General features: G+C 39.5%; 26 protein-coding genes. 8 read left to right on the top strand and 18 right to left on the bottom strand.

What is annotated here, in order from left to right; genetic code table 11:
* Positions 1–2: 2 nt before the first annotated feature.
* From EQG61_RS02155 to EQG61_RS02145, 3 genes are all read right to left on the bottom strand, one after another.
* Positions 3–929: a magnesium transporter CorA family protein gene (locus tag EQG61_RS02155; protein WP_129460244.1), complete on the bottom strand. Its 927-nt coding sequence runs from the start codon at positions 927–929 to the stop codon at positions 3–5.
* A 135-nt stretch (positions 930–1,064) separates the two neighbouring features.
* Positions 1,065–1,601, bottom strand: a complete 537-nt coding sequence (locus tag EQG61_RS02150) for a 3-hydroxyanthranilate 3,4-dioxygenase (RefSeq protein ID WP_129460243.1) — start codon at positions 1,599–1,601, stop codon at positions 1,065–1,067.
* 66 nt (positions 1,602–1,667) lie between these two features.
* A complete protein-coding gene (locus EQG61_RS02145; RefSeq protein ID WP_129460242.1) occupies positions 1,668–2,774 on the bottom strand; it encodes an endonuclease/exonuclease/phosphatase family protein in 1,107 nt (368 codons plus the stop codon).
* 142 nt (positions 2,775–2,916) lie between these two features.
* Between EQG61_RS02145 and EQG61_RS02140 the strand changes: the two genes are divergently transcribed.
* Genes EQG61_RS02140 through EQG61_RS02130 form a run of 3 tightly spaced genes read left to right on the top strand, consistent with a single transcriptional unit; the run spans position 2,917 to position 7,639 of the window.
* Positions 2,917–5,706 (top strand): TonB-dependent receptor, encoded by a 2,790-nt coding sequence (locus EQG61_RS02140; protein WP_129460241.1) that lies wholly within the window; start codon positions 2,917–2,919, stop codon positions 5,704–5,706.
* A 10-nt stretch (positions 5,707–5,716) separates the two neighbouring features.
* Positions 5,717–6,331 carry a choice-of-anchor J domain-containing protein gene (locus EQG61_RS02135; RefSeq protein WP_129460240.1) on the top strand — a complete coding sequence of 205 codons (615 nt, stop codon included), beginning with the start codon at positions 5,717–5,719 and terminating at the stop codon, positions 6,329–6,331.
* A 6-nt stretch (positions 6,332–6,337) separates the two neighbouring features.
* Positions 6,338–7,639: a DUF5689 domain-containing protein gene (locus tag EQG61_RS02130; RefSeq protein WP_129460239.1), complete on the top strand. Its 1,302-nt coding sequence runs from the start codon at positions 6,338–6,340 to the stop codon at positions 7,637–7,639.
* A 69-nt stretch (positions 7,640–7,708) separates the two neighbouring features.
* On the opposite strand, the gene EQG61_RS02125 is transcribed toward EQG61_RS02130, so the two are convergent.
* The 9 genes from EQG61_RS02125 to EQG61_RS02085 all read right to left on the bottom strand — a co-directional run bounded on the left by EQG61_RS02125 (position 7,709) and on the right by EQG61_RS02085 (position 14,912).
* On the bottom strand, positions 7,709–8,704 hold the full coding sequence (locus tag EQG61_RS02125) for an NAD(P)H-dependent glycerol-3-phosphate dehydrogenase (RefSeq protein WP_129460238.1): 996 nt from the start codon (positions 8,702–8,704) through the stop codon (positions 7,709–7,711).
* Between the two features lie 233 nt (positions 8,705–8,937).
* Positions 8,938–10,101: an iron-containing alcohol dehydrogenase gene (locus tag EQG61_RS02120; protein WP_129460237.1), complete on the bottom strand. Its 1,164-nt coding sequence runs from the start codon at positions 10,099–10,101 to the stop codon at positions 8,938–8,940.
* 136 nt (positions 10,102–10,237) lie between these two features.
* Positions 10,238–10,717 (bottom strand): hypothetical protein, encoded by a 480-nt coding sequence (locus tag EQG61_RS02115; RefSeq protein ID WP_129460236.1) that lies wholly within the window; start codon positions 10,715–10,717, stop codon positions 10,238–10,240.
* A 22-nt stretch (positions 10,718–10,739) separates the two neighbouring features.
* Positions 10,740–11,318, bottom strand: a complete 579-nt coding sequence (nadD, locus tag EQG61_RS02110; RefSeq protein WP_129460235.1) for a nicotinate (nicotinamide) nucleotide adenylyltransferase — start codon at positions 11,316–11,318, stop codon at positions 10,740–10,742.
* A 93-nt stretch (positions 11,319–11,411) separates the two neighbouring features.
* Positions 11,412–11,774: a four helix bundle protein gene (locus EQG61_RS02105; protein ID WP_129460234.1), complete on the bottom strand. Its 363-nt coding sequence runs from the start codon at positions 11,772–11,774 to the stop codon at positions 11,412–11,414.
* A gap of 96 nt (positions 11,775–11,870) precedes the next feature.
* Positions 11,871–12,446, bottom strand: a complete 576-nt coding sequence (gene gmk / locus EQG61_RS02100; RefSeq protein ID WP_129460233.1) for a guanylate kinase — start codon at positions 12,444–12,446, stop codon at positions 11,871–11,873.
* A 24-nt stretch (positions 12,447–12,470) separates the two neighbouring features.
* On the bottom strand, positions 12,471–13,331 hold the full coding sequence (locus EQG61_RS02095) for a YicC/YloC family endoribonuclease (protein ID WP_129460232.1): 861 nt from the start codon (positions 13,329–13,331) through the stop codon (positions 12,471–12,473).
* A 355-nt stretch (positions 13,332–13,686) separates the two neighbouring features.
* Positions 13,687–14,565 (bottom strand): DMT family transporter, encoded by an 879-nt coding sequence (locus EQG61_RS02090; protein ID WP_129460231.1) that lies wholly within the window; start codon positions 14,563–14,565, stop codon positions 13,687–13,689.
* Complete coding sequence (locus EQG61_RS02085) at positions 14,562–14,912, bottom strand: arsenate reductase family protein (RefSeq protein WP_129460230.1); 351 nt, start codon at positions 14,910–14,912, stop codon at positions 14,562–14,564. The genes EQG61_RS02090 and EQG61_RS02085 overlap by 4 nt, the downstream gene beginning before the upstream one ends.
* Before the next feature lie 228 nt (positions 14,913–15,140).
* On the opposite strand from EQG61_RS02085, the gene EQG61_RS02080 reads away from it, so the two are divergent.
* Entirely contained in the window at positions 15,141–15,596 is a 456-nt protein-coding gene (locus EQG61_RS02080) for a DinB family protein (protein ID WP_129460229.1), read from the top strand.
* A gap of 45 nt (positions 15,597–15,641) precedes the next feature.
* Here the strand turns inward: EQG61_RS02080 and EQG61_RS02075 are convergent, their stop codons facing one another.
* The 5 genes from EQG61_RS02075 to EQG61_RS02055 all read right to left on the bottom strand — a co-directional run bounded on the left by EQG61_RS02075 (position 15,642) and on the right by EQG61_RS02055 (position 19,601).
* Complete coding sequence (locus EQG61_RS02075; protein ID WP_129460228.1) at positions 15,642–16,439, bottom strand: YoaK family protein; 798 nt, start codon at positions 16,437–16,439, stop codon at positions 15,642–15,644.
* A gap of 2 nt (positions 16,440–16,441) precedes the next feature.
* Positions 16,442–16,885, bottom strand: a complete 444-nt coding sequence (locus EQG61_RS02070) for a hypothetical protein (RefSeq protein WP_129460227.1) — start codon at positions 16,883–16,885, stop codon at positions 16,442–16,444.
* Between the two features lie 3 nt (positions 16,886–16,888).
* Positions 16,889–17,383: a hypothetical protein gene (locus tag EQG61_RS02065; protein ID WP_129460226.1), complete on the bottom strand. Its 495-nt coding sequence runs from the start codon at positions 17,381–17,383 to the stop codon at positions 16,889–16,891.
* 133 nt (positions 17,384–17,516) lie between these two features.
* Positions 17,517–18,890 (bottom strand): HAMP domain-containing sensor histidine kinase, encoded by a 1,374-nt coding sequence (locus EQG61_RS02060; protein WP_129460225.1) that lies wholly within the window; start codon positions 18,888–18,890, stop codon positions 17,517–17,519.
* A 3-nt stretch (positions 18,891–18,893) separates the two neighbouring features.
* A complete protein-coding gene (locus EQG61_RS02055; protein WP_129460224.1) occupies positions 18,894–19,601 on the bottom strand; it encodes a response regulator transcription factor in 708 nt (235 codons plus the stop codon).
* A 106-nt stretch (positions 19,602–19,707) separates the two neighbouring features.
* Here EQG61_RS02055 and EQG61_RS02050 point away from each other — a divergent pair, with 106 nt between their 5' ends.
* A complete protein-coding gene (locus tag EQG61_RS02050; protein WP_129460223.1) occupies positions 19,708–20,850 on the top strand; it encodes a cystathionine gamma-synthase in 1,143 nt (380 codons plus the stop codon).
* Between the two features lie 66 nt (positions 20,851–20,916).
* Here EQG61_RS02050 and EQG61_RS02045 read toward each other — a convergent pair whose 3' ends face one another.
* Entirely contained in the window at positions 20,917–21,705 is a 789-nt protein-coding gene (locus tag EQG61_RS02045) for a THC0290_0291 family protein (RefSeq protein WP_129460222.1), read from the bottom strand.
* Positions 21,706–21,965: 260 nt separating this feature from the next.
* Here EQG61_RS02045 and gdhA point away from each other — a divergent pair, with 260 nt between their 5' ends.
* From gdhA to recO, 3 genes are all read left to right on the top strand, one after another.
* A complete protein-coding gene (gene gdhA, locus EQG61_RS02040; RefSeq protein ID WP_129460221.1) occupies positions 21,966–23,309 on the top strand; it encodes an NADP-specific glutamate dehydrogenase in 1,344 nt (447 codons plus the stop codon).
* A 113-nt stretch (positions 23,310–23,422) separates the two neighbouring features.
* Positions 23,423–25,753, top strand: a complete 2,331-nt coding sequence (gene porZ / locus EQG61_RS02035; protein ID WP_129460220.1) for a type IX secretion system anionic LPS delivery protein PorZ — start codon at positions 23,423–23,425, stop codon at positions 25,751–25,753.
* A 3-nt stretch (positions 25,754–25,756) separates the two neighbouring features.
* A complete protein-coding gene (gene recO, locus EQG61_RS02030) occupies positions 25,757–26,470 on the top strand; it encodes a DNA repair protein RecO (protein ID WP_129460219.1) in 714 nt (237 codons plus the stop codon).
* The last annotated feature ends 115 nt before the right edge of the window (positions 26,471–26,585 follow it).

Genomic DNA, 26,585 nt, shown 5'->3' with positions numbered 1-26,585 from the left:
TATTAGAAGAAATTTTTCTTTTTAAAGAGGTATACTCCCATGATTGAAATTAGACCCGAAAGTAAAATTAAAAGTACTAAACCATAAGGGTTTTGCTCTAAATTATTCGGAACATTCATGCCATAAAAGCTTGCAATTACTGTGGGAATCATCAAAATAATAGATATCGACGTAAGGCGTTTCATAATCACGTTGAGGTTGTTGGATATCACCGAAGCATACGCATCCATCATTCCCGCCAAAATATTACTGTAGATGTTAGCCATCTCTTCAGCTTGTCGCAATTCAATATCAACATCTTCCAATAACTCTGGATCAAAAAACGCTTGTTGTTCTTTGATATTTTTGATTCTACGAAAAACATTGTCATTGCCTTTGATGGAGGTAATAAAATACACCAAACATTTTTCCAATTGCAACAAGGTTTGTAAATCTTCATTGCGAATGGATTGTTCCAAGTTGTTTTCGGCCAATTTGATACTTTGATTAATTTGTTTCAAATATTTTAAAAACCAAACACTTGATGACAGCAACAATTTGAGTACTAAATCAAAATGATTGGCAATCGTCATTTGTTTACGTTGGGTGTAGGCAATAAAATCGGTGAGTAATTCATTTTCTTCAAAACAAATCGAAACAAAGTTCGTTGCGTTGAAAATAAATCCCAGCGGTGCCGTTGAAAACGGAAGTTTAGGATCGGAACTTTTATAGGGGATTCGAATTAAAATAAGATACCACCCTTGCTCGTATTCGATACGAGGTCGCTCGTCAATATCTTCAATATCGTTGTAAAAAGCTTCAGGAATTTGCAGTTCGTCCAACAAATATTTCTTGTCAAGCGCAGTGGGACAAACGGTGTTAATCCAGTAAGGAGATTCTTGTGCAGCAGTTGGCACTAAACCCTTTTGGTTTTGGTAAAACGTAATCATAAAAAATCGTGTTTCGGATTACGTTTTACAGCGAAAACGTTAATCCGGGTTAATACTCAGTCGGTAACTCGAATACTCGTCCATAATTTGGAATTTGCTGCAAAGGTACGCCATAAAGGTTTGTTTATGACTTAATTATTTCTTAATAAATCCGGGCTTGGTTTCCATCACGGTACCGCACTGACTACACGTGCGAAGTTCCTCGGATTCATAGTAATGATTGAAGTGAGGAAGAAAATCAGTTTCGATATTGTGCAATTCAAAATACACTTCATGCAGTTTGTGGTTGCATTGGTTACAAAACCAAAGGAGTCCGTCGCGGTAACCCTGATTTTCGCGTTTACGTTCGATCACCAAACCCACCGAACCCTCTGTTCGCGCAGGAGAATGCGGTACTTTGGCTGGAAGTAAGAATAGATCACCAGGTCCTAATGGCATGGCTTTTTTCTCTCCGTCTTCTTGAATATATACGGTAATGTTTCCTTCTAATTGATAAAATAACTCTTCCGTTTCATTATAATGAAAATCGTTACGAGCATTGGGTCCGCCGACAATCATGACGATATAATCTCCGGAATCCACATAAAGATTTTTATTGGCGACTGGTGGTTGAAGCAAATGTTTGTTGTCTTTAATCCATTGCTTTAAGTTAAAAGGTTTTGCCGTTGCCATACTGCTTTATTTTTAGAAGCCGAAAGGTACAAAATAAAAAAGTCAGCCGTAGCTGACCTTTATCATTTATTTTACTTCTTTCACGAGATAAATATAGACCGGAAAGTGATCACTAAATCCGGGTTCAGATTGCGAATTTCGCAAGGGATATCCCTTATATTGACCTGTGGTTTGGATGAGGAACGGTTTGTTGTAAATTCCCGCTTTCCAAAATTTAAAGGTTGATCGGTCATCACCAATGAAACATTTTGAAATCATGATTTGGTCAAAAATATCTCCTGAATCACGGTGAAATAAGGTTGCATTTCCGTCTTTATACATTTGTTCAAAAGGATTGAAGATGTCGCCGTTGTTTTTTAATTCTTCTTTTTTCAATTTGGCCCCAATCATTACTTTGACACTTTTGTTGTAAGATCCATCATTCAAGTCGCCCATAGTGATAATTTTGGCATTTGGATTAATCTTGATTAATGAGTCCATGATTTTGCGGTTTAAAGCACCTGCTGCCTCACGGAAGGGAGCGCTTTTTTTCTCACCACCTGAACGCGATGGCCAGTGATTTACAATGATGTTGACTTCTTCTCCATCTAAAAATCCTGTGACTAAGAGTTGATCACGAGTATACACTCGATCGGAACTGTGGTCAGTTTCTACTTTGTCATCGGTTTCGTCTTTGTCTTTGTCTTTATCTCCTTTGCCTTCCATGCTTCGGTAGATGTAAAGTGGGATGTTCACATAGCTCGTTGGTTTGAAATGCTTTTTTTGGTACAAAAGCGCCACATCAATTCCGCGTTTGTCTGGCGAATCAAAATGTACAATTCCATAATCTTTATTCGCGATTTTGGGTTGTTTTACTAAGTCTTCCAGAACCCCGCGATTTTCGATTTCACAAGCGCCTAAAAGCACAGGAGCATTGGCTTGTTTGTCACTAGTGCCCAACTCAGCAATTACTCGGGCTAAATTATCAAGTTTTTTCTGATACTTCTGTTTTGTCCAGTTCATTGCACCGCTCGGCAACCACTCTTCATCATTATTGGCTTGGTTGATGGTGTCAAACAAGTTTTCAAAATTGTAAAAGGCAACCGTATGCACAATATATTTTTTGTCCTGCGATTGCGCACTGTTTATTGCGAAAAACACAACAAAAGCGGCGATAAAATTTTTAATCTTCATCAGATAGCGTATTAAGTAAACGTAAAGTTTCGTACAAACTTCGCGCCAAAAGTAAATAATATTATGAAAAGATGTACATTTGTAGGCTGTTAAGTTTTTATTAACACTTGACAGGAAATCAGTTCAACAATTTAATTTTTTTATGAGAAAACTAGTTCTTAGTCTTTTGTTTGTAATGCAAGCGGTTGTGGGGTTTGCCCAAAACGGAATTACAGGTAAAGTGGTGGATGCTAAATCACAACGCCCTTTAATTGAGGTGGTTGTTTCGGTTCAGAATACAGCACTGACTGAAGTTACAAACAAAGAAGGTGTATTCACCTTTAAATCGGTTCCTGTAGGAGCACAAATCGTTCTTTTGAAAACATCAGGTTACAAAGATCAATTGATTTCAGTTGAAGTAACCAATGGAAAAGTAGTGGATCTTGGACGTATCGTAATGGAAGAAGACATTACAGCCGAGCAACAATTGAGCTTAGTAACCATCACTGATAATGATTTGAGTGATGATAACGGAGGTTCAGAAAGTACTGCAGGTTTATTGCAAGCGTCTCGTGATGCTTTTCAACAAACAGCTGCGTTTAACTGGGGACAAGCTCGATTTAGAATTAGAGGTTTAGATAATGAAAATGCCAATACCATGATTAATGGGGTGGTAATGAATAAAATATACGACGGTCGCCCACAATGGAGTAACTGGGGTGGTTTAAATGATGCAACTCGTAACCAAGAGTTTACGATGGGTACTGCGCCTTCAGATTATACTTTTGGAGGTATATTAGGTACACAAGAAATCAATACTCGTGCGTCTTTATATCGTCCAGGTTCTCGTATTTCTTTTTCAGGAACCAATACCAATTATAGCTGGAGAGCTATGGGTACTCATGCTTCCGGAATGAATAAAAACGGTTGGGCTTATGTAATTTCTGCATCTCGTCGTTGGGCCAAAGAAGGGTATTTTGAAGGAACGGATTACGGTGCAAATTCTGTTTTTGTTTCTGTTGAAAAACGAATCAATGATAAACATTCATTGAATTTTACTAGTATCTATGCTGAAAACACGCGTGGAAAATCTTCACCTAATACTCAAGAAGTTATCAACTTAATGGGTCACCAATACAACTCGTATTGGGGATGGCAAGATGGAAGAAAACGTAACTCACGTGATAAAGATATCTTAGAACCTATTTTAATGTTGAGTCACTATTGGAAATTCAACAGTAAAACAAAATTAAACACAAATGTTACTTACCAATTCGGTTCAATTGGTAATACTCGTTTGGATTACCAAGGGGCAAACAACCCTGATCCTACGTATTATAGAAATTTACCAAGTTATTACTTGAATAATCCAGACAATTATGTAACAGTAGGTACTACTGTAACCAATCCTTTGGCTGATGCAGCGAAAACCTATTTCTTAAACAATAGCCAAATCAATTGGAATGCGATGTACTATGCCAACATGAATTCTTCTTCTGAGGCAGGACGTAGTTTATATGCTTTGTATGAAGACCGTACGGATGACAAACAATTCACTGCCAATTCAATTTTATTCTCTGAATTATCTGATAATATTCGTTTGAATGGTGGTGTAACGTACCGCAAATTATCATCTCACAATTTCCAAAACATGTTGGATTTATTAGGCGGTCAATTCTTTAGAGATGTGGATCCTTTCTATGTAGGTGATGCTCAACAAGCCGATTTGAATAATCCAAACCGTATTGTAAAAGAAGGGGACAAATACGGATACAATTATAAATTGAATGCCGACGTTATCGAAGCGTTTACACAATTCAAATTTTCATACAAAAAAGTAGATTTCTATTTGGCTCAAAGTTTCTCTAAACATGAGTACCAAAGAAATGGTTTGTACAGAAATGGTATTTATGCCAACAATTCATATGGTAAGAGCGTGAAGAAATCGTTTGAAAACTTCGGTTTCAAAGGAGGTTTAACGTACAAAATTACAGGTCGTCAGTTTATTGATATCAACGGAGCTTATTTAACGAAAGCGCCTAACTTACGCAACACGTTCTCTAATGCACGTATCAATAACAACATCACGCCTGATTTACAAAATGAGCGAATTGCTAGTGCCGATGTTTCGTACATCATCCGTACGCCTAAATTGAAAACACGTTTGACAGCTTTCGCTTCAAAAATTCAAAATTCTACCAATATTTCATTCTATTACGGTGAGTTCACCGGTGATGATGCAGATGGAAATGAAGATGCTTTCATCTCTGAAATCTTAACTGGAGTAGACCGTCGTAATATTGGATTAGAGTTGGGTGCAGAATACCAAATTACTTCAACCATTAAAGCTACAGCTGCAGCTTCTTACGGTCAGTATTTGTATGCAAACAATCCACACTTACGTGTAAATGACGATGCTCTAGCATCTGCAACAAATCCATATCCATTAGTAGATTACGGTACGGCTTTCTTGAAAAACTACCGTCAAGCGGGTATGCCACAATCGGCAGCATCGTTGGAAATTGAATACCGCGATCCACATTTCTGGTGGGTGAGCGCTGACGTGAACTACTTAGCCGATTCGTATATTTCTGTTTCTAATATCATCCGTACACAAAATTTTGTGACTAATCCTTCCACAGGATTGAGCTATGATGGTGCTACTTCTGAATCAGTTGCTAAAGCGTTAAAACAACAAAAGTTAAGCGATATTACCCTTGTGAATATTTCGGGTGGTAAATCTTGGAGAGTGGATAAAACAACTATCGGTTTCTTTGCTTCAATCAACAATGCCTTTAATTATATCTATAAAACAGGCGGATTTGAACAATCGAGAAAAGCAAACTTTGCCGACTATCAAGCTGATAATGCTTATGGATCACCAGCTTTCGGTCCGAAGTACTTCTATGGATTTGGTAGAAACTATTTCTTGAATCTTTACGTAAACTTCTAATAAAATAGCTATGAATACAAGATTTTTAAAAGTAACATTATCTGTTCTAACGCTTTGGTTAGTAGCATCGTGTGATGTAGAAGAAACAGATAAACCCGTGGTTATGGAGCGATTGATGACAGAAGATTTTCAATCAGCTACAGATGCAACTGACCTGGATATTACGGGTTGGGTAAACTTCAATGAAGTTGGAAATAAAAAGTGGAAAGAAGAAGTTTTTAGTGGAAATGGTTATGCTGAATTTAGTTCGTTCAATACAGGCGATGCGGTAAATGTAGGTTGGTTAATTTCTCCGCAAATTAACTTGGATGCTGCGCCTAAAAAAGGGATTGCATTTAAAGTAGCGCAACACCACTTGGATGTTGATGCAGAAGGGAATAGCCTTCAAGTATTAATCTCTACCAATTTTGATGGAACGAATGTAACAGCGGCTACTTGGGAGCCTTTATCCGCTAATATCCCTAAAAAAGCAGAATCTTGGTATACTTTTTTACCTAGCAATATCGATTTGTCAGGTAGAACAGGGAAAGCCTATATTGCCTTTAAATTTAAAGGATCAGGAACCGATACTACCTTAGACGGTGCCTTTCAACTTGATGATTTCATTTATTATAAAATTGACTAATTTGCTATGAAAAAATTACAATTAGTACTTACCGGAGCATTAGTATTAGCCTTACAAAGCTGTATCAATAGTGATTACTATGATGCTCCAGACTTATCTAATGAGTGTACGACACTTACGGCTACTAAAACCGTTGCCGATATAAAAACTACGGCTACAACTACCGCGCAGGAGTACACAGGTGACGATATCATTGAAGCGTATGCCGTTTCAAGTGACGAGGGAGGAAACTTCTACAAATCCATTTCTTTTGTTACTGCAGACAATTCGCAAGCTTTCTCTATGCCTGTGGATGCATATAATTTGTATACAAAGTTTGAACCAGGACGCAAAGTCTATGTGAAAATGAAAGGCTTGTATTATGCAAACGATACGCAAACGGCTTCTTTTGAAATTGGTTCATTATACAACGGTTCTGTGGGACGTTTGTCAGGGGTTCAATACGAACAAGCAATCATCCGTGGATGTGATAAAAAGAATGAAGACGATTTAGTGCTTCCAATGACCATCACTCAAGCGAAAAACAATGCCAACATCAATAAGTTAATCGAAATTGATGCGGTACAGTTTGACGATGCTTATGTTGGAAAAACCTATTATGATGCAACTAATGTTATCGGTGGCGCTACCAACAACTTAATCAAAGATGCAGACGGAAATACTTTGATCGTTCGTGTGTCTGAGTTTGTGAATTTTGCTGCCAACATTATTCCTTCTAAAAACGGTAAAATCCGTGGAGTAATGACGAAATACAACAACGATTACCAATTCATGATCCGTACAATCAACGATGTGAAAATGGAGAATCCTCGTGTTGTGCCTTTGTTTGAAGAAACGTTTACATCTAACTTCGGTAGCTGGGCAAAAATGTCCGTAACCGGTACACAAGTTTGGACCTTAGATACGCAATTCGGTAATCCAGGTTCTTGCGCTAAAATGTCAGGTTTCGCCAACAGCACCAACAATGCTAACGAAGATTGGTTGATTTCTCCAGCGATTAACTTGTCTACATTGACAACAAATGCAAAAATGACTTTCCAAACCGCTTCTCGTTTTACAGGAAATGTATTGGAGATTTATGTTTCAACAAACTATACGGGTGGAGCGCCATCAACAGCAACATGGACGCAAATCACGAATGCTACGTTGGATTTGAATACATCAGCTTATATTTGGACCAACTCAGGGGATATCGATATTTCGTCTTATATCGGAAATCCGAACTTCCGTGTAGCGTTTAAATACACTTCAACAACTTCAGCTTCTCGTACATGGGAAGTAGATAACGTAAAAGTTACGGGTCAATAATTCTTGATCCACAGCATATAAAAAGCCCTGAGTTTTCTCAGGGCTTTTTTATTTTATAATCATTGAAAATTAATCCAATTTCTCCGTCAATTTCTTAAAGGTCGATTTCGCATCTTTTCCTTCGTACAATATCGCATAGACCGCATCAATGATGGGTGTGCTCGCTTTGTACTCTTGATTCAGTTTATACGCGCTTTTCACGGCATAATACCCTTCGGCCACCATACTCATCTCCATCATTGCTGATTTGACCGTATAGCCTTTTCCAATCATGTTTCCGAACATTCTGTTGCGGGAGAATACCGAATAACCTGTTACCAATAAATCGCCCAAATACGCCGAGTTATTGATATTTCGCTTCATGCGGTGCACTTTCTTGATGAATTTCTTCATTTCACGAATGGCATTACTCATAATCACCGATTGGAAATTGTCACCATAGCCCAAACCATGCGCGATACCCGCCGCAATCGCGTAAATGTTTTTCAACATCGCCGCATATTCGGTCCCAATAATATCATCTGAAGTCTTGGTTTTAATATAATTCCCCGCCAATAACTTCGCCATCTCTTTCGCTTTTTTAGTATCCCCGCAGGCAATCGTCAAATACGACAAACGCTCTAAAGCAACTTCCTCCGCATGACAAGGTCCGGTAATCACTCCAATATTCTCATAAGGAATATGGAACATTTTATGAAAATGTTCGCCAACTATCAAAAACGTTTCAGGCACGATACCTTTGATCGCAGAGAAGATAATTTTGTTGTCCAGACTCACGGTCAACTTTTCCAATTCCTTACTTAAAAACGCCGAAGGAATCGCAAAAATGACATAATCAGCATAAGCGACTGCTTCGTTAATGTCTTGGGTTAACCGTAATTTGGTGATATCAAATTCAACCGAACTCAAATAATTCGGGTTGTGTTTATACGCTTTTAAATGGTCAATCGCGGAAGCATTGCGCATGTACCAGGCAATCTCATCGAGATTAACACATAACATTTTCGCAATCGCTGTGGCCCAACTACCGCCACCGATAACCGCTACTTTAGGATGTTTTTGCATGTTTGTTGGTTTGTAAGTTCCAAAAATACTCTTTTTATCGGTTTTGCCCAAAAGAACAGCCGGTCACCCTCTAAAAACTTTAACGTTTATTTTAACACTAGCCGCTACAATTTGAGCTAAAACCAATCGTTATTAAACAAAGGTTAGATTAGTTTAGTGAATTTTTGTTTTGGGTTGAAAAAAGGCGTTCAGTGCTAAACTGAACGCCTTTTGACTTTAGAAACACTAGCGAATTAATAACTAAGTTCTACAATTTCACGCACTTTCTCAGGCGTAATATTTTGACGCTCTCCCATGGCTAACCAACCGCGCTCTTCAAATCGTTGCACGATGAAGTCCGCTGTGCCTTCAATGTTTTCAGCATTTTCCGAAATGCGCGTTTTCATACCCATAGTGTGGAAAAAATCTACGGTTTTGTCAATGGCCGCTTTGGCAATTTCCTCAGTAGTTCCTGTTAAATTCCATACGCGTTGACCGTATTGAGCCAATTTTTCTTTTTTCGTATCAAACATCACTCGGTAGAGGTTCGGACCGATAATCGCCAAGGTACGGGCATGATCGATTTCATACAATGCCGTTAATTCGTGACCAATCATGTGCGTTGCCCAATCGGAGGGTACCCCTTTTTGAATCAAACCATTTAAGGCCATCGTCGCCGACCATACAAAATTGGATGCCAATTTATAATCCGTAGGATTGTCAACCACCGACGGACCAATTTCCACTAAAGTTTGTAAGATACTCTCGGCAATGCGGTCTTGCAACAACGCATCGTGCGTATATGTGAGGTACTGCTCCATTACGTGGGTAAAGGCATCAACCACTCCATTTTGCAATTGTCTTTTCGGTAACGAAGCAATTACTGTGGGGTCTACAATCGAGAATTTTGGAAACAAGGCACTTCCTCCTAAGGTCAATTTTTCTTGGGTTGCTTCAATGGTCACTACCGCACCCGAATTCATTTCAGAACCGGTAGCAGGTAAAGTCAACACCGTTCCAAACGGCACACAAACTGAAGCATCTTTGAATAAGATGCGTTGTTTCAAGATTTCGATAGCATCACCGGGATAGTTTACGGCGGCCGAAATAAATTTCACTCCGTCAATTACACTACCACCGCCTATCGCCAATACAAAACCAATGTTTTCAGCACGAATCAATTCCACCGCTTTCATCAAGGTTTCATAGCGTGGATTGGGTTCGATACCTCCAAATTCAACCAATTCAAAACCGGCCAAAGCCGCTTTCACTTGGTCGTACACACCATTCTTAAAAATACTTCCACCGCCATAAGCCAACAAGACTTTGGTGTTTTTTGGTGTTAATTCCGCCAACTTGGCAATCTGCCCTTGACCGAAAATATAATTTACGGGATTGTATAATTCAAAATTTGTCATAGCTGTAAAAATTTATTTGGCAAAGGTAAAGCATTGCCTAGAAAACGTATGGTAAGGGAATGTTAAGGTATCTGTTTATTTCTGAATCACATTACATATTTATTTCAAAAAAGATGTGACTCAATAAATAGAATGTCTATTGAATTGCAGTCATTTTCAAGAGCTGAATAAGTTTTTTATTTCCTTCGGCTTCAGATTTTTTGAAAATATAAGTAATAAGAAGTTGCCTTAAAAGTAGAACAAAACAAATAAACATTAGTATTGTTACTATTTTATTCGATTTTCCAGGCAGAAAAATCAAAAGTGAAATCATTGCCAAAAACCAAAATAAAAATAAGTTTTTAAAGGTGGGATGCAATCGAGTAATCATAACAATTTGATTGTTTTCTGAAAGAATTTTTCCTTCAAAAACACAAAACATTGAAGTGCTGTTTGAAGATGAAATTATTTTAAATCGTTCACTTTCAATAGTACCAATAAAAGTTTTATTTGTATGATTTGCCGTGCTACTTAAGCTACCTTTTAAAGTGTTTTCTTTCAGAATTTGACTGATTTTCACAGCATCAAATTCTGAATGATATCTAGAAGTATTTACTGGAAAAAAAGTGAAATTCATATAACATTTTTAGATGAAGAACTTAACGATACAACAAATTCGCATCCACATATTCCCAAACCGCATCGGGTAGGAGCGGACGAACATTCTTTTGTTGTGCAATGCCCTCGCGTATCGCTGTAGAAGAAATTTCGACCACAGGAGCGTCAATCTTGTGCACGTGAGGATGCTGCAGCAATTCTGGTAAGGCTTCACCGGCTGCAATACGCGGATAGACATAAATCGCGTGGTGTTCCAAGATGTATTCGTAGTTTTTCCACTTGTGCAGCGAATTCAGATTGTCTTCCCCCATGATTAAAGCAAATTCATGTTGCGGAAACTTCTCCAGCAAATGCACCAACGTATTCACGGTATAATTGGGCTGCGGTAACTTAAACTCAATGTCCGAAGGCTTGATTTTTGGATAGGCTTCTGTCGCCAAATGCACCAAATGCAAGCGCTGGTAATCATCCAACAAAGTGCGCTTCTCCTTGTGCGGATTGTGCGGCGTCACCACCATCCAGATTTGATCCAAATCCGAGTACTCTGCCAAATGATTCGCAATAATCAAATGCCCCACATGAATAGGGTTGAAGGTGCCGAAGTAAAGACCGATTTTCATAGAGTGACTAGTGATTAGTGACTAGTAACTAGTACCGATATTTCGGGAGTTTCTAGTTATGAGTATTTTTATGTTCTAAAGTAAGAACTTTTTTTAATGTAATGTTTTCGAAAATGCATTAATCATTTTACCTTCTTCTTGGATTTGAAGAAGAATAGCATGCATTAATTTATCATCTGTGATATAGCGAAATCGTTCAGCAAGTAGTAACTGCGTTTCTAATTCGTAAAGTGAACCTCTTGCTATAGCAAGAAAATATATAAAAGATCGATTTGAATTTCTCCCAAATCCTTCGGCAATGTTTGAAGGAATTGACAGAGCACAACGTTTCATTTGATTGATTAAAATATCTTTTTCTTCTTTTGGGAAAGATTTTACAAGTCGAAATACAGCTTCCGTAATATCCATTCCTTTTCTCCAAATATGGAGATCTTTGTGGCTTTTAATTGAATTCATAATGGCTTAAATTTAAAAGTCAAATATACAAATTTCTGCCTCAATCATCAAGTACCAGCCACTAGCCACTAATCACTAATCACTAATCACTAGTCACTAATCACCCTCAATAAAACTCTGAACCAACTCCACCGCCTCTTGCTTCGCCGTGTCCAAATCATAATTCTTGATGATCTTATCAAATTGGGGGGCTGTTGCCAATTCCACGTGGGCTTTGGCAATACGCATGTTGATTTTGTCGTCGCTTTCAGTGGAGCGTTCTTTCAAACGGCGTTTCAATTCGTCCACACTTGGGGGTTTTACAAATACCGCCAAGGTCTCGTTTGGAAATTTCTTTTTGATGCGTAAACCACCCGCCACATCAATATCAAAAATCACATTTTTGCCCAAAGCCCAAATACGCTCTACTTCACTTTTTAGGGTGCCGTAAAAGTTGTCGCGGTACACTTCTTCCCACTCGACAAAATCCTCGGCTTTGATGTGTTTTTTGAAATCCTCGATGCTGATATAATAGTAATCTTTGCCGTGCACCTCTGTGCCGCGCGGTTCACGCGTAGTGCAGGAAACCGAGAACTCTAAATTCAGCTCTGGAATACCCAATAGGTGACGAACAATGGTGGTTTTTCCCGATCCCGAAGGCGCCGAGAAGACAATAAGTTTTCCTGTTGACATGTGTGTTGTTTAGGGTGCAAACGCTTATAAAACGTTCAACACTTGTTCTTTAATTTTCTCCAATTCATCCTTCATCATCACCACGCATTTTTGCATTTCTGCATGATTTGACTTCGAACCCATGGTGTTGATTTCCCGACCCATTTCTTGGGTGATAAAGCCCAGTTTACGGCCGTTCGCTTCAGAGCCAGCAAGGGTTTCCAAGAAATAATTCAGGTGGTTGTCCAAGCGGACCCGTTCTTCGGTCACGTCGTATTTTTCAAGATAAAAGATCAATTCTTGTTCGAATCGGTTTTCGTCTACTGCCGCTTCCAATTCGTCCAATGCTGTGCGCAAACGCGTTTTCACCGTGTCAATGCGCTCGCTATCAAACGATACCGCTTCGTGCATCAAGGCGCGAATGTTGGCAATGCGTTGGGTAAATTCCTTTTCAAGTGCTAAGCCTTCATCAGTGCGGAAGTTGATGATGTTTTGCAACGCCTCATCAATCACCGATTGGATGTGTTGCCACTCCGCTTCGTCAATATCGTCGCGTTCCGTTTTCAAGGCATCGGGCATACGCACTGCCATTTTCATCAATTCTGTAGGGTCGGCATCCGGAATAATTTCGCGCATTTGAGCAATATAGCCCTTCACAATCGGACCGTTGATTTTCGAGGCCGTTTCCTCACCCGTGATTTCGATAAATAACGAAAAATCTACTTTTCCCCGCTCCAAACGCTGCGAAAGCAAATTGCGCAAGCCCAGTTCCATCTCGCGGTACATCGAAGGCATCCGCGTGTTCACGTCCAGTCCTTTGCTGTTCAACGATTTGATTTCTACAGTTATTTTCTTGGTGGGCAATTGCAACGAAGCTTTCCCAAATCCAGTCATCGATTGTATCATATACGCATAAAAATGAGCTCAAAGATAGTTATTTTTTTTTGGCCCCTGGCAAGCCACCGCGCTATCCGCTGTATCTCCCTCCTAACGTCAGGAGGATGCCGCTCCTATCGCTGGGGCGGGTGCCGATGTGGCAATGAGGCAATGTGTCAATGAGCCGATGTGGCAATGAGTCGATGTGGCAATGAGTCGATATGCCGATGGGGCAATTTGAAAATGTGTCAATTTGAAAATTTGAAAATGTGAGTTTACTCAGGTGAGTTGCTACACTCTTAAACTCCTTCCACCTTCTACACAATCACTGCCAACTGCGACTGCGACTGAAAACTCCAACTAATCACTTGTCACTAATCACTAGTCACTTCTTCCTTGTCACCAAATACACCCCCGCAAAGATCAACCCCGCTGAAAGGATTTTGATGAGGTTCAAGTCGTCTTTGCCCAAGCTAACGGCAAATATAGTGGCAAATAGTGGTTGTAAGTAGATAAATACAGCCACCGTAGTAGGTTTTAATTCCCGCATGGAAACTAAGTTTAATAAATAGGTGAGGAATGTAGAAAAGACCACTACAAATCCGATTTTCCAGAGAATATCAATGCCTAGGGTCGGCCAAGCAATGGCTTGAAATTCCCTCCACCCAAACGGCAACACCATGAGAAAACCAAAGGTGTAAATCCATTTCACAAAGGTGAAGGCATTGTATTTGTCCATCAATTTTTTCACGATGATGAGGTAAAAGCCATAGGAAACCGCATTCACAAAGACGAGCAAGTTCCCTAGCATAGCATTGGAGGCATTCAACACCGATTTACCATATAAAATAAGGGTAATCGTTCCCACCAAGCCTAGTAAAATCCCCATGATTTTTTGGGTTTTCATGCGCTCTTTCATGATTAATGCCGAGAGAACCAACACGATCATCGGCGTAGTTACCATGAGTACCGCACCCATAATCGGGGAGGTATAACTCAGGCCTTTGAAAAATGTGAGCATGTTAAATGCCACCCCAAACAAAGCCGCTGCGGCAATACGGGGAAAGTCTTCTAATGCGATTTTCTCTTTCGGACCGAAGAACGACAACAGCCAAAACAAAAGCACCGAACCCCCAACACGCAACACGATAAACCCAAACGGTTGTACATACTGCGGCATGACGTCTTTGGCAATGGTAAAGGTTACACCATAAATAATCGAAACTAAGGTAGCAGCGACGAGCGCCCATGCACGTTTACTCATGATAAGGCAGCTATAGCTTGTGCAACTACTTTCGGACTGTTCCCTACAAACACCTGATCATCCACCACAATCACGGGTCGGTTTAAAAAGGTGTAATGCTCCAAAATGTACCGCTTATAATCGGCTTCTGACAATACTTCATCCTTCATGTTGCGCTCTTTGTAGAGCTTCGCTCGCTTACTAAACAACACTTCATATGAACCGGTCAACGCATGGATTGCTTCCAACTGTGCTACAGTCAAGGGCTGTTCCTTGATGTCCTGAAAGGCAAAACCTTCGGTATTTGGAAGCGATTTCAAAATGCGTTTGCAGGTATCGCAGGTTTTTAAGTAGTAGATTTTTCGCATAGCGTATTTTTTGACAAAAGTAGGGATTCTGGGGGAGATTTCCTGCCTAAATCGGCATGCAGTATGTAGTGATCAGTGGGCACTGATCAGTCATCAGTATGTAGTAATCAGTGGTCACTGATCAGTCATCAGTAAACCCTTATGCCCTAAAAATTAAAATATTTTATCATTTAGCATTCAAAATTTAAAACAGTAAAAACTTTATCTTCGTAAGAAAAATATAGCCTTATGGAATCCTTTCTAAAAACCTGGGAAACCAGTCGTAAATTGTATCTTAAATTTCTTGAGTCGTATACCCTTGACCAACTGAATACTATCCCTCAGGGCTTGTCCAACAACATGATTTGGCAAGCGGGACATATTATTGTTTCTCAACAAAAATTGATGTACACCTTATCCAATTTACCCATCAACATTTCCCAAGATATGGTGGTGAAGTACCAAAACGGTTCCCGTCCTGATGGTAACGCGACCCAAGAAGAGGTGGATGAAATCAAAGCGTTATTGCTTTCTACAGTCGAACAATTCAAGCAAGATTGGCAAGCGGGTAAGTTCACTACATTCAACGAATACCAGTCCCAAACCGGCTTTCACTTGGCGACCTTCCAAGATGCTGTAACCTTCAACGCTTTGCACGAAGGTATTCACTTTGGTATGTTGATGTATTTGAAGAAATTGGTGTAAAACAAAAATCCCGACTATAATCGGGATTTGAGCAATAAAACTTAACTAAGAAGCAATCGAACGTTCTTTCTTCGTTTCGAGTGTAATCAGTGAATTTCTTGGAGGTACACCGTTTTTGAGATTCCGTTTGCGCCAAAACTGTTTGACATACAGCTTTGACCCATCATAAGCGATAATCGCAATCAATACCAAACTGACTAAATGAAAAATACGGAACCCCAAAACAGTATACGCAAGTCCGGAGCTTAAGGCTCCTAACATATAGGAGGAGGTAATTGTGAGTAACAAAACCGCTTTTTCTTGTAATATTTTTTGGTTGCGGTATTCTTTTTTGGTAAAAAGAGAAAATAGAATTCCTAAGTCTGTTGTAGTTCCCGTGAGATGGGTTGTTTTTACAGAAAAATTGGAAATACTGGCTGTAAGTCCGTTCTGTAGTCCCATAGCAAAAAGCATTATAGAGAGTAAAACCTCGGTTTCTATAAGCGTTTCTTTGTATAAAAATTCACCATACAATCCAACGGATAATAGGCAAATAATTTCCAACAGCAGCGGAAGGGCATGCGCCCAATAGCGATTTTTTGGGCTGAGGTGAATGACGGATAAATTTGCAACAAAACTCCCAAGAAAGAATAAGAATAACCAAGTAAGAACCACTCCAATTTGGTAGTAATTTCCTTTCACAATTTCGGAGGCCAAAATAGCATAGTGTCCGGTAATATTGGAACTAAAAGAGAAAAATAGTAACAGAGAGCCAATATTGACCATTCCCGCTGCAAAAGCAGAGAGCGAACCTAATTTTAGATTGTCGCTATGGGTGCGACTCGAACTGTATTTTCTTAGCATGATTAAATTCGTTCAAAGGTCAGGCGTGCAATACCACGCATTTGGGTTTCTGTTTCAAAATTGAGAACTAGTTTTTTTGGGGTTAGTTGCGACAATTGATAATGTTCAATGATAGTCCCGTATTTGAGCTCGAGGATATTTCCACGCCCTTTAATCGCCCAATGCAAATCACGTGTATACGATGCTCCATGTAATCGCAAAAGTCCATTGGGATAAAAGCACCACTGTTCTGCTTTATGAATCATGAGATTTTCCCCTGCAATTGCTTTAACCGTTTCGGAGGATTGCTTCACAGAAAGTTGTAAATCACTCCGTTCATATTCCCACCGACATTCTTTCCATTTCCCTTCCATCAAGTTTTCAGGATTGGTTGCTTGGCACGCAAGTATAACTATGAGTAGTACACTCAGTCCTAAAATCATACTATAACGCGCTAATGTTTTCATTGGTTAATTGATAGTAGCAGAATGCAACAAGATGGAAGCAATTTTACCTTCACTTTCCCGCATATTGGGTTCTAATTCAACCCAGGTAAAAGGAACTTTCGATTTCAAAACGTATGGTGTGAGATCAAAACTTTGAGAATGTATTGCCTGGAATGAACCCTGATTGAGGTAAACTTTTTCTATTTCATTCACCTCCAAATACTGTTGAAAGGCATTGCGATTTATCCCCGAAAATAAATCCAGTTGGATGTCTTGATCGTGTAAATTAAATTTGTTTTGAAGAATTTTAAATCCTTCACGAAACTCGGGAGTTGTTAATTCATCAATTTGCTTTGCTTTGGAGAAGAAAAGCAAATCACGAATAGAATCGCTAGGATAGAAACCATGAACCATTAGAATACGGTAGTCTTCGATTGATTTATGGGCTTGAAGTACCGATTTTAACAGTTGCAACGACTTCAATGAGAAATCGGTAGGAAGCAAAAGGGTCTTTTTCATATCTACTTGGTTTTCTTTTTTTACCAAAAGTAGAGGTAGACTATTAGAACGACCTTAAGCTGAAATTAGAATGCAATTAGAATTAAACGCATATATTAAAATGAGATTAGAAAAGTAGGAAATTAGAACGATTTTAAGCATTTGGTTTCCATGAAGGCAATGTGATTTGTACCAAAGTTCCTTCGTTTTCAGTTGAAGAAACGACCAACTTACCATGGTGCATCCGAATAATATTTCGCGTTAAAGGGAGTCCGATTCCATACCCTTCATAGTTTTTGGTGTTGGAAGCTCTAAAGAATGGATCATAGATGTATTTAATTTCGTTTTCAGGAATCCCAATCCCCGTATCTTTAATAGCAATATATACATTGTCATCAGAAGCACCTATGGAAAGGAAAACGGTGTTGAAATCGGAATATTTACAGCCGTTACTCAAAATGTTACTAAAGGCAAGATGCAAGAGTTGTACGTTACCATTAACTTTAAGTTTAAGCGGGTTGTCGGGCAATAATTCGGTGTCCAAAAAAATCTTGTTTTTACTATTCAAACGTTCCAAGGTTTCTTTAACGTCCCATAAAAGTTGGTCAATCCGGACTTTTTCAAATTTCATCGTTTTACCACTAAATCCAGTTTGAGCCAAAAACAACAAGGCCTTGGTTTTGTCGTCTAATTTTTCGGCTTGATGTAAAATAATTTTTAACGAATCGACATAATCTTCCAATTTACGCGGTTTCGCTAAAGCCACATCGGCTTCACCAATAATAGCTGTAAGAGGCGTTCGCAATTCATGAGAGGCATTACTGATAAAGTTATTTTGGGTTTCAAAAGAGGTCTCAATACGGTCCAACATGTCGTTAAACGTTTGCGTGAGGGCATTGAGTTCTTGGTTAGAATTGGTTTCATCCAAACGAAGATGTAGGTTCTCAGACCCCACATTCTTTACTTTTTCAATAATTGAAGAGATGGGTTTGTAAATATTTTTAGAATAAAAAACGGCGATATACAACAGCAATAAGAAGGCGGCACCCAGCGTAAAAAACAAGGTTTTAAAAAGGGTCTCAGTGTGGTTTTTTTCAAAGAAGTTTTCACCTGCTGTGATGACAATGTATTGGCCATGAGGCGTATCATGCACTATCCCCTTATATAGATAACGAAGCGTGACTTCTTCAGCCGCACCTTTTTGAATAACTTCTGTTAAGAATTCAGGGCGCACCCCAATTTTAGTAGATTCAACAGTCGTATTTAATTGAGCATTCACAGGAATAAAATAGTCCTTTTCATGGGGTAATTTTTCCGATAAATTGGATTGAAAAGGGGCTGACCGTTTACTGGATAATTCGTCTAAGTTTTCACGAGCAACCTTGTGCGCACGCGCTTCTAAAAGCTGAAATAAATAACTTTCAGAATAACTAGAAACGGTGTAATAGATAAATACACTAAATAACCCAATGAGGGTAACAAAGGGCATCATAAACAAGGTGATGGTTCCAGTGGGTCGCTTGATCATAGGCTAAGAATTGGATTCACGTAATACATACCCCATTCCAATAACCGTATGGATGAGTTTTTCTTGGGCTGGGCCATCTATTTTTTTTCGCAAGTAATTTACATAGACATCAACCACATTGGTGCCTAGATCAAAGTCAACACCCCAAACAGCTTCAAGAATTTGCTGACGCGAAAGTACCCGAGTTTGATTTTGTATAAAATACAGGAGTAACTTATACTCAGTGGTAGTGAAGGTGATTTCTTCACCATTACAGACTACTTTTTTTGTGGAGTCATTAATTTCAAGAGGGCCAAAACTGTATAATGTTGGGTCAATAATTCCACTTTTATTCGTTTTTGCCGTTCCTTCTAGACGGCGCAAAAGATTCTTTATACGCGCGACAAGTTCGATGAATTTAAAGGGTTTTACCAAATAATCATCCGCTCCATTTTCTAGTCCTAAGACAATGTTTTCAGAAGTCCCAAGGGCGGTTAGAAAGAGTATGGGAATTTGGGTATTTTCTTTGCGAATAGCTTTACAAACTTCTAATCCATTCAATTCAGGCAACATTATGTCCAATATAATCAGGTCAAATGTATTGGTGAGGGCCAATTGTAATCCCGAATTTCCATCAAAAGCCACGGATACTTCAAAGCCTTCTTCGGACAATCCCTTCTTTATGAACGAGACAACATGAACTTCATCTTCAACCAACAATATTTTTTTCATAGATGCACAAAAAGGGATTTTGAAATGAACTAGTTATAGAAGTAAAACCTGCAAATTAAATAATTCCGATGAAGTTAATACCTTTGTATTCTAATTTTTAACGAAAATGAAATTTAATACCAAAGTAATACACGGTGGTCAACACCATGAAGAAGTTACAGGAGCGGTAATGACTCCAGTGTTTCAAACTTCTACTTATGCCCAAGTGAGTCCGGGCAAACCCGTAGGCGATTACGAATACAGCCGTGCGGCCAATCCTACCCGTCAAGCGTTAGAAGATGCCTTAGCATCGATCGAAAACGGCGCGCGTGGTTTAGCCTTTGCTTCCGGTTTAGCGGCAACCGACTGTTTGTTGCGACTCTTTAAAGCCGGTGACGAAATTATTGCGATGGATGACCTTTACGGCGGTACCTATCGTTTGTTCACCCGTTTGTACAAAGACAGCGGCATCAAGTTTCACTTTGTGGACATGAATGATTTGGAGGGATTCCAAGCGTTAATCAACGAGAATACAAAATTGGTTTGGGTAGAAACACCAACGAACCCGTTAATGAAATTGGCCGATATTGCTGAAATCGCTAAAATCACTAAAAAACACAACATCCTTTTTGCAGTAGACAATACGTTTGCAACGCCGTATTTACAAAAGCCTTTGGATTTAGGTGCTGATATCGTGATGCATTCGGCTACTAAATATTTAGGTGGTCACAGCGACGTGATTGCGGGAGCTCTAATTATCAAGGACAAAGATTTGGGTGACGAATTGCATTTCAAACAGTTTGCTACTGGAGGAACGCTCGGCCCCATGGACAGTTATTTGGTGTTGCGCGGGATCAAAACCTTGCATTTACGGGTACAACGTCATTGCGAAAACGGAATGAAGGTAGCGGAGTTTTTAAGCAATCACCCTGCAGTTGATAAAGTATTCTATCCGGGATTACCCGACCATCCATTCCATGCTATTGCCAAAAAACAAATGAGTGGTTTTGGCGGTATGGTGTCGTTTACGTTTAAATCCGGTAAAGGCGAAGATGCAATTGCTTTCTTAGAGAAAGTGAAAGTATTTACTTTAGCGGAATCTTTGGGTGGCGTAGAATCCTTAGCTAACCATCCAGCCTTAATGACACACGCGTCAATTCCAGAAGACAAGCGCAAAGAAGGCGGTATCTCTGATGACTTAGTTCGTTTGAGTGTAGGAGTAGAAGATATCGATGATTTGTTGGCCGATTTGGAACAAGCATTTCGATAATTAGAAACAACTATAAAAAAATAAAGCTCCGATATACGGAGCTTTATTTTTTTGGAATTAATAATCCTATTGTAAGTAATAAATATAACCGAAGTTCAACATTAAATTCCAGTCGTTGGCTTTATTCTCAGTGTAAATACGTGGGTCCGGACTCAAACCGTCTACCCAGTTGGAGAAGTAATACTGCCAACGCAATTCCAACATCAAGTCAGACATTTCATTTAATTTATAACGTGTACCAACACTGGACACGATGGACCAAGTTGTACCCCCACGGGTATCAAATGCATCCATATATTTTATTGGGGTTACCGTTGTCAATTCTCCTAGTCCATCACCTAAAGTAGAATAAGCGGTTGGTTTGAAAAAACTGAATTGTGCACCTAAACCTAAGAAAGGTGCCCACGCTCCTGGTGTTGCTGTAAAATCACGAATGCTAAGTGGATAGAATTCCAATTGCATACCGATGTTTGTCACAGCTGTACTACCTCGCATTGCACGCAATTGATTCGCAATTAATGAATTTTTCTTTGCATCCACCCATTGACCAAAATGTTGTAGTTTGGTTTTATTGTAGGATAATTCACTGCGTAGTTTGAAGTGGTCATTGAAATACGTTTCCGGCGTGTAACAGTTACATTCCGCACGGTAAGAAAAGTTTAAGTAATGGATCAATCCAATACTAAATCCTGTATTCCCAGCATTCGTGGAAAAATCGTGTCTTTCACCATAATCCGATTGGAACGCCACCGGACCGAAGATTCCTCCAATCTCGTGGGAAAAGCCAAATTGTGCTGCCATACGGTTGGTAAAACCTAGCAACAGCAAAGAGGTCAGAATAAAATACTTAGACATCCTCATACGTGTTTTTTCAATTCCCGACAAATATATAAAAACATCATTCACTTGTAAAACAAAATAAAAAAATACTTCTTTATATACGAAAAAAAGCATAAAATGTTTTAAAAGGACTGTAAAAAGTCAATGTTCTTTCGAATTTCTTAGCGTTCTCATAAAAATTATGAGGATTTAAAAAAAACAACCCCCATATTTTAATAAAATGTATATTTGTCGGAATAAAAACGAAAACGTTTTCTTTAACAAACTAAAATATTATGTCACAAGCAATCAACAATTTCTTAGCCGAAGTTGCCAAAAGAAATGCGAATGAGCCTGAGTTCATGCAGGCAGTAAAGGAAGTAGCGGAGACCGTAATTCCTTTCATTGAACAAAATGCAAAATACCAAAACAAGATGCTTTTAGAGCGTATGGTTGAGCCAGAGCGTGTGATTATGTTCCGCGTGTGTTGGATTGACGACCAAGGGAATACACAAGTAAACCGTGGGTACCGTATCCAAATGAACTCCGCTATCGGACCTTACAAAGGAGGGATTCGTTTCCACCCTTCTGTAAACTTAAGTATCCTTAAATTCTTGGCTTTCGAACAAGTATTCAAAAACAGTTTGACAACACTTCCAATGGGTGGAGGTAAAGGTGGTTCTGATTTTGATCCAAAAGGAAAGTCAGATAACGAAATTATGCGTTTTTGTCAGGCATTTATGACAGAACTTTCTCGCCATATTGGTGCCGATACAGACGTTCCTGCGGGTGATATCGGAGTAGGAGGTCGTGAAGTAGGTTATATGTTTGGTCAATACAAAAAATTACGCAACGAGTTTACCGGAGTGTTAACTGGAAAAGGAATCACTTTCGGAGGTTCATTAATCCGTCCTGAAGCTACAGGATATGGAGATGTATACTTTGCCCAAAATATGTTGGCTACACGTGGCGAAAGCTTTACTGGAAAAACAGTTGTCGTTTCGGGTTCTGGAAACGTAGCGCAATATGCCATTGAAAAAGCAACACAATTGGGTGGAAAAGTAGTTACGGCTTCAGATTCATCAGGATATATCTACGATGCTGACGGTATCGATGCTGAGAAATTAGCGTTCATCATGGAAATTAAAAATGTTCGTTACGGTCGTATCAACGAGTACGTAGCGAAATATCCAAACGCAACATTCGTAGCAGGTAAACGTCCATGGGAAGTAAAATGTGATATCGCTTTACCTTGTGCCACTCAAAATGAGTTAAACGGGGATGAAGCTAAACAATTGATTGCAAATGGTTGTATCTGTGTAGCAGAGGGAGCAAACATGCCTTCTACTCCAGAGGCAGTTGAAGCATTCTTGGAAGCTAAAATCTTATTCGCACCTGGAAAAGCTTCTAATGCAGGAGGTGTAGCTACATCGGGATTAGAGATGTCGCAAAACTCATTGCGTTTAAGCTGGACTCGCGAAGAAGTAGACCAACGTTTACACAAAATCATGAGTGATATTCACGAAGCTTGTGTGAAATACGGTAAAGATGAAACTGGATATGTAGACTACGTTCGTGGTGCAAACATCGCAGGTTTCGTTAAAGTAGCCGATGCTATGTTAGGTCAAGGAGTCGTATAATCGCACTTCTTTTCAAATAAATCCAACCTTCTCTCCCTCCGAGAGAAGGTTTTTTTATGCCGTCCATATGATTTTACGTAATATTGCGTTACCTAAACGTGGTAGTTCGTTACATGAAAAAAATAGTCCTTTTTTGCTTCGTCCTTTGTTTGCAAATGACACATGCCCAAACCAATCGGCTGTGGCAAGGCTATTTCTCTTTCAATTCCTTAAAAGACGTAACCCGCAAAAGCAGCACAGTGTATGCCGCTTCTGAAAATGCAGTTTTCTTTCAAAAACCAACCGACGGATTTTTAGAAACCATTACTACCATTAACGGACTCAAAGCCGATAACATTACTACTATTCATTATAGTGAAGCGTATCAAGTGCTTTTAGTTGGAAATGATAATGGCTTACTTTTAGTAGTTGATAAAGACGGAAAAGTAGCCTACAAAAATGGGATTCTTACCGAAGTGCCTGTGCCTGCTTCAGTCAAAAAAATCAATCATTTTAACGAATATGACGGCAAAGTGTATATCGCCTGTGATTATGGAATTTCCGTTTTTGATTTGGATCAAATGGAATTTGGAGATACCTATTACATCGGTAACGGAGGTGCACAAGTGAAAGTCTACCAAACCACAGTTTACAATGGATTTATTTATGCTGCAACCGATTCCAACGGAATCAAAAGTGCCGCAGTTACCAATCCGTTTTTGATTGATTTCAACCAGTGGCAAGTCTTTGACAGTGGGAACTGGCTCGGAATTCAAGCCAAACAAAATCAATTAATGCTTTGCAATACCAACAATATCATTTACACTTCCAACGGTACTGGATTTAATCCGGTGTATACTTTGGGTCAAGCTGCGGTCGATTTTCGCGTTGTGGATAACTACACCGTGATTACAACCGCTCAAAAAGTGGTGGTTTTAAATGCAGGAAATACTTTAGAAACCCTTGTAAATACATCACAATATACCGCAGAGCCGGTCACTTTTAATGCCGCTATTGTGGCTAGTGATCAATTGTACATTGCAACCAATGAAGTCGGATTGTTAGAAACAGGTATGAGTTCGATTAACTTGCAAGTATTAAAACCATCGGGCCCTGATTCCAACCAACCTTTTCGATTACTAAAAACAGATGATAAATTGTTTGTGACTTACGGTAAATTTAATTTTACTTACAACCCGTACAGTCCGACACCGCCCTATCAACCGTATTTACTTCCTATTAATTATTTTACAAAAGACTTGGGTTGGTCTAAAATCCCGACTACCGATATCTTTAACGCCCGAAGTTTATCCTCTGTAGCCGTCAATCCGAAAAACACCAGTGAAGCCTATATCAGTTCCTATTTTTCAGGAGTATTAAAATTGGAAGACATGGTACCTACGGTTTTGTACAATCAAACCAATACAGGTACTAATGGCTTGGAGTCGTTAGTCCTTTCTCCTCCTGATCCAACCTATGTAGATATCCGCATCAACGGTTTAAAATACGATTCCAAAGGAAATTTATGGATGACCAATGCCTATGTCGATAAAGGAATTAAAGTGTTGAAGTCAGGCGGACAATGGCAATCGTTTGATTTAAATACCGTTTTAACCGAGCCTTTTTTCGAACGTTATGGGCAAATTCAAATTGATAAAAACGACACCAAATGGATTCCGTCCTATCGAGCAAATGGGTTGATTATTTTTAATGAGAATTATAACAACAAGTGTTTGTTGGTCAAAACCGGAACAGAAGGAAATCTCCCTAGCATGGACGTGCGCTGCGTAGCTATAGATAACCGCAATCAAGTGTGGATTGGTACCGCGCGAGGACTCCGTACGATTTCTTCTGCAGATACCTTTATCAATGCGGACAATATTCAGTCCAAAGCTATTATTATTAACGAGGTAATTGATGGGGTCGAACTCGCACAAGAGTTGTTTTACGAACAAGTGATATTGGACATTTGTGTGGATGGAGCCAATCGTAAATGGGTCTCCATTGCCGATTCTGGTGTGTATTTGGTGTCTGCAAATGGTCAAGAAACCATTTATCATTTTACCAAAGAAAATTCACCACTGCCCAGCAATAACGTAGCCGATATCGAAATTGACGGCACCACTGGCGAAGTGTTTTTTGCTACCGAAAAAGGATTGATTTCCTATAAAGGAACGGCGACAAAACCCAGTGATGATTTGGCGGGCGTGTATGTGTACCCCAATCCCGTTCGCCCCGAATATACAGGCACGGTTAAAATAGCCGAACTCACTGACAAAGCCATTGTGAAAATCACGGATATTGAAGGGAATTTAGTGTATGAAACCACAGCTTCCGGAGGAACAATCGAATGGGATACCACCGCTTTTGGGAAATACCGCGTGGCCTCGGGTGTCTACATGATTTTTATCTCGGGTGAGGATGGGATTGAAACTGCGGTTCGTAAGGTGATGATCATTCGATAAACCATGCTCGTTAAAACCAAAGCCATCGTCTTATCAACCCTCAAGTATCAGGAAAAAAGTCTGATCGTGAAGTGCTTTACCCAAAGTGACGGACTCAAATCCTACTTCGTGCCAAGTGCCTATTCGGGTAAAAAATCCAATCAAAAAATTGCCTATTTCCAACCTTTGACTTTACTCGAAATTGAAGCAGTGCACAAGAACAAAGGGACTCTCGAACATTTTCGTGAAATCAAACTCGCCGCGGCTTACCAATCCATTCCGATGGATGTTGTCAAAAGTACGATTGTAATTTTTCTCTCCGAAATGCTCCATCATAGCATTCGCGAAGAGGCGAAAAACGCTCCACTGTTTGATTTGCTCGAATCGGCCTTACTTTGGCTTGATGCCCATGATGACATTGCCAATTTCCATTTGATTTTATTGCTGGAAGTAACCAAATACCTCGGCTTTTATCCCGAACGCGACAATACCACCGACCCCTTTTTTGAATTGACTGAAGGTGTATTCGTGCCGTTTCAAGGGGTGAGTTGTTTGAGCGAACATGAAACAGTGCTTTGGCGCAAACTCATGGAACAAAACATCGAGAATCCCGGAAAAGTCTTCACCAGCACTGAACGCTCCATTTTACTAAAAATCCTTCTCGATTTCTACTCCATCCACCTCGACGGCTTCAAAAAACCCAAATCGTTGGATGTACTTCGGGAAGTGTTTGCGTAGTTTCATTGTCTATGGATATCATCAGCTAAGAATCTCAGTAACTCAGCAGCCCCAAAATATATTTTTCACAATTTCTCCTTTCCCTCCTTAAATTATTGCTAAAAGTCGGCGCAGT

This window comes from Flavobacterium stagni (genome assembly GCF_004122105.1).
Classification (GTDB): domain Bacteria; phylum Bacteroidota; class Bacteroidia; order Flavobacteriales; family Flavobacteriaceae; genus Flavobacterium; species Flavobacterium stagni.
Note: the sequence above shows the minus strand (reverse complement) of the source record. Positions and strands in the feature narration are given on the sequence as shown.

Bases quoted from the DNA above. Each gene is read 5' to 3' on its own strand.
- EQG61_RS02080 (WP_129460229.1), top strand. From the start codon at position 15,141: ATGGAATCCTTTCTAAAAACCTGGGAAACCAGTCGTAAATTGTATCTT.
- EQG61_RS02130 (WP_129460239.1), top strand. From the start codon at position 6,338: ATGAAAAAATTACAATTAGTACTTACCGGAGCATTAGTATTAGCCTTA.
- EQG61_RS02135 (WP_129460240.1), top strand. From the start codon at position 5,717: ATGAATACAAGATTTTTAAAAGTAACATTATCTGTTCTAACGCTTTGG.
- EQG61_RS02140 (WP_129460241.1), top strand. From the start codon at position 2,917: ATGAGAAAACTAGTTCTTAGTCTTTTGTTTGTAATGCAAGCGGTTGTG.
- EQG61_RS02150 (WP_129460243.1), bottom strand. From the start codon at position 1,601: ATGGCAACGGCAAAACCTTTTAACTTAAAGCAATGGATTAAAGACAAC.
- EQG61_RS02090 (WP_129460231.1), bottom strand. From the start codon at position 14,565: ATGAGTAAACGTGCATGGGCGCTCGTCGCTGCTACCTTAGTTTCGATT.
- EQG61_RS02095 (WP_129460232.1), bottom strand. From the start codon at position 13,331: ATGATACAATCGATGACTGGATTTGGGAAAGCTTCGTTGCAATTGCCC.
- recO (WP_129460219.1), top strand. From the start codon at position 25,757: ATGCTCGTTAAAACCAAAGCCATCGTCTTATCAACCCTCAAGTATCAG.
- EQG61_RS02060 (WP_129460225.1), bottom strand. From the start codon at position 18,890: ATGATCAAGCGACCCACTGGAACCATCACCTTGTTTATGATGCCCTTT.
- EQG61_RS02070 (WP_129460227.1), bottom strand. From the start codon at position 16,885: ATGAAAACATTAGCGCGTTATAGTATGATTTTAGGACTGAGTGTACTA.
- EQG61_RS02145 (WP_129460242.1), bottom strand. From the start codon at position 2,774: ATGAAGATTAAAAATTTTATCGCCGCTTTTGTTGTGTTTTTCGCAATA.
- nadD (WP_129460235.1), bottom strand. From the start codon at position 11,318: ATGAAAATCGGTCTTTACTTCGGCACCTTCAACCCTATTCATGTGGGG.
- EQG61_RS02115 (WP_129460236.1), bottom strand. From the start codon at position 10,717: ATGAATTTCACTTTTTTTCCAGTAAATACTTCTAGATATCATTCAGAA.
- EQG61_RS02155 (WP_129460244.1), bottom strand. From the start codon at position 929: ATGATTACGTTTTACCAAAACCAAAAGGGTTTAGTGCCAACTGCTGCA.
- EQG61_RS02065 (WP_129460226.1), bottom strand. From the start codon at position 17,383: ATGAAAAAGACCCTTTTGCTTCCTACCGATTTCTCATTGAAGTCGTTG.
- EQG61_RS02050 (WP_129460223.1), top strand. From the start codon at position 19,708: ATGAAATTTAATACCAAAGTAATACACGGTGGTCAACACCATGAAGAA.
- EQG61_RS02075 (WP_129460228.1), bottom strand. From the start codon at position 16,439: ATGCTAAGAAAATACAGTTCGAGTCGCACCCATAGCGACAATCTAAAA.
- EQG61_RS02125 (WP_129460238.1), bottom strand. From the start codon at position 8,704: ATGCAAAAACATCCTAAAGTAGCGGTTATCGGTGGCGGTAGTTGGGCC.
- EQG61_RS02105 (WP_129460234.1), bottom strand. From the start codon at position 11,774: ATGAATTCAATTAAAAGCCACAAAGATCTCCATATTTGGAGAAAAGGA.
- EQG61_RS02120 (WP_129460237.1), bottom strand. From the start codon at position 10,101: ATGACAAATTTTGAATTATACAATCCCGTAAATTATATTTTCGGTCAA.
- gdhA (WP_129460221.1), top strand. From the start codon at position 21,966: ATGTCACAAGCAATCAACAATTTCTTAGCCGAAGTTGCCAAAAGAAAT.
- EQG61_RS02085 (WP_129460230.1), bottom strand. From the start codon at position 14,912: ATGCGAAAAATCTACTACTTAAAAACCTGCGATACCTGCAAACGCATT.
- EQG61_RS02055 (WP_129460224.1), bottom strand. From the start codon at position 19,601: ATGAAAAAAATATTGTTGGTTGAAGATGAAGTTCATGTTGTCTCGTTC.
- porZ (WP_129460220.1), top strand. From the start codon at position 23,423: ATGAAAAAAATAGTCCTTTTTTGCTTCGTCCTTTGTTTGCAAATGACA.
- gmk (WP_129460233.1), bottom strand. From the start codon at position 12,446: ATGTCAACAGGAAAACTTATTGTCTTCTCGGCGCCTTCGGGATCGGGA.
- EQG61_RS02045 (WP_129460222.1), bottom strand. From the start codon at position 21,705: ATGTCTAAGTATTTTATTCTGACCTCTTTGCTGTTGCTAGGTTTTACC.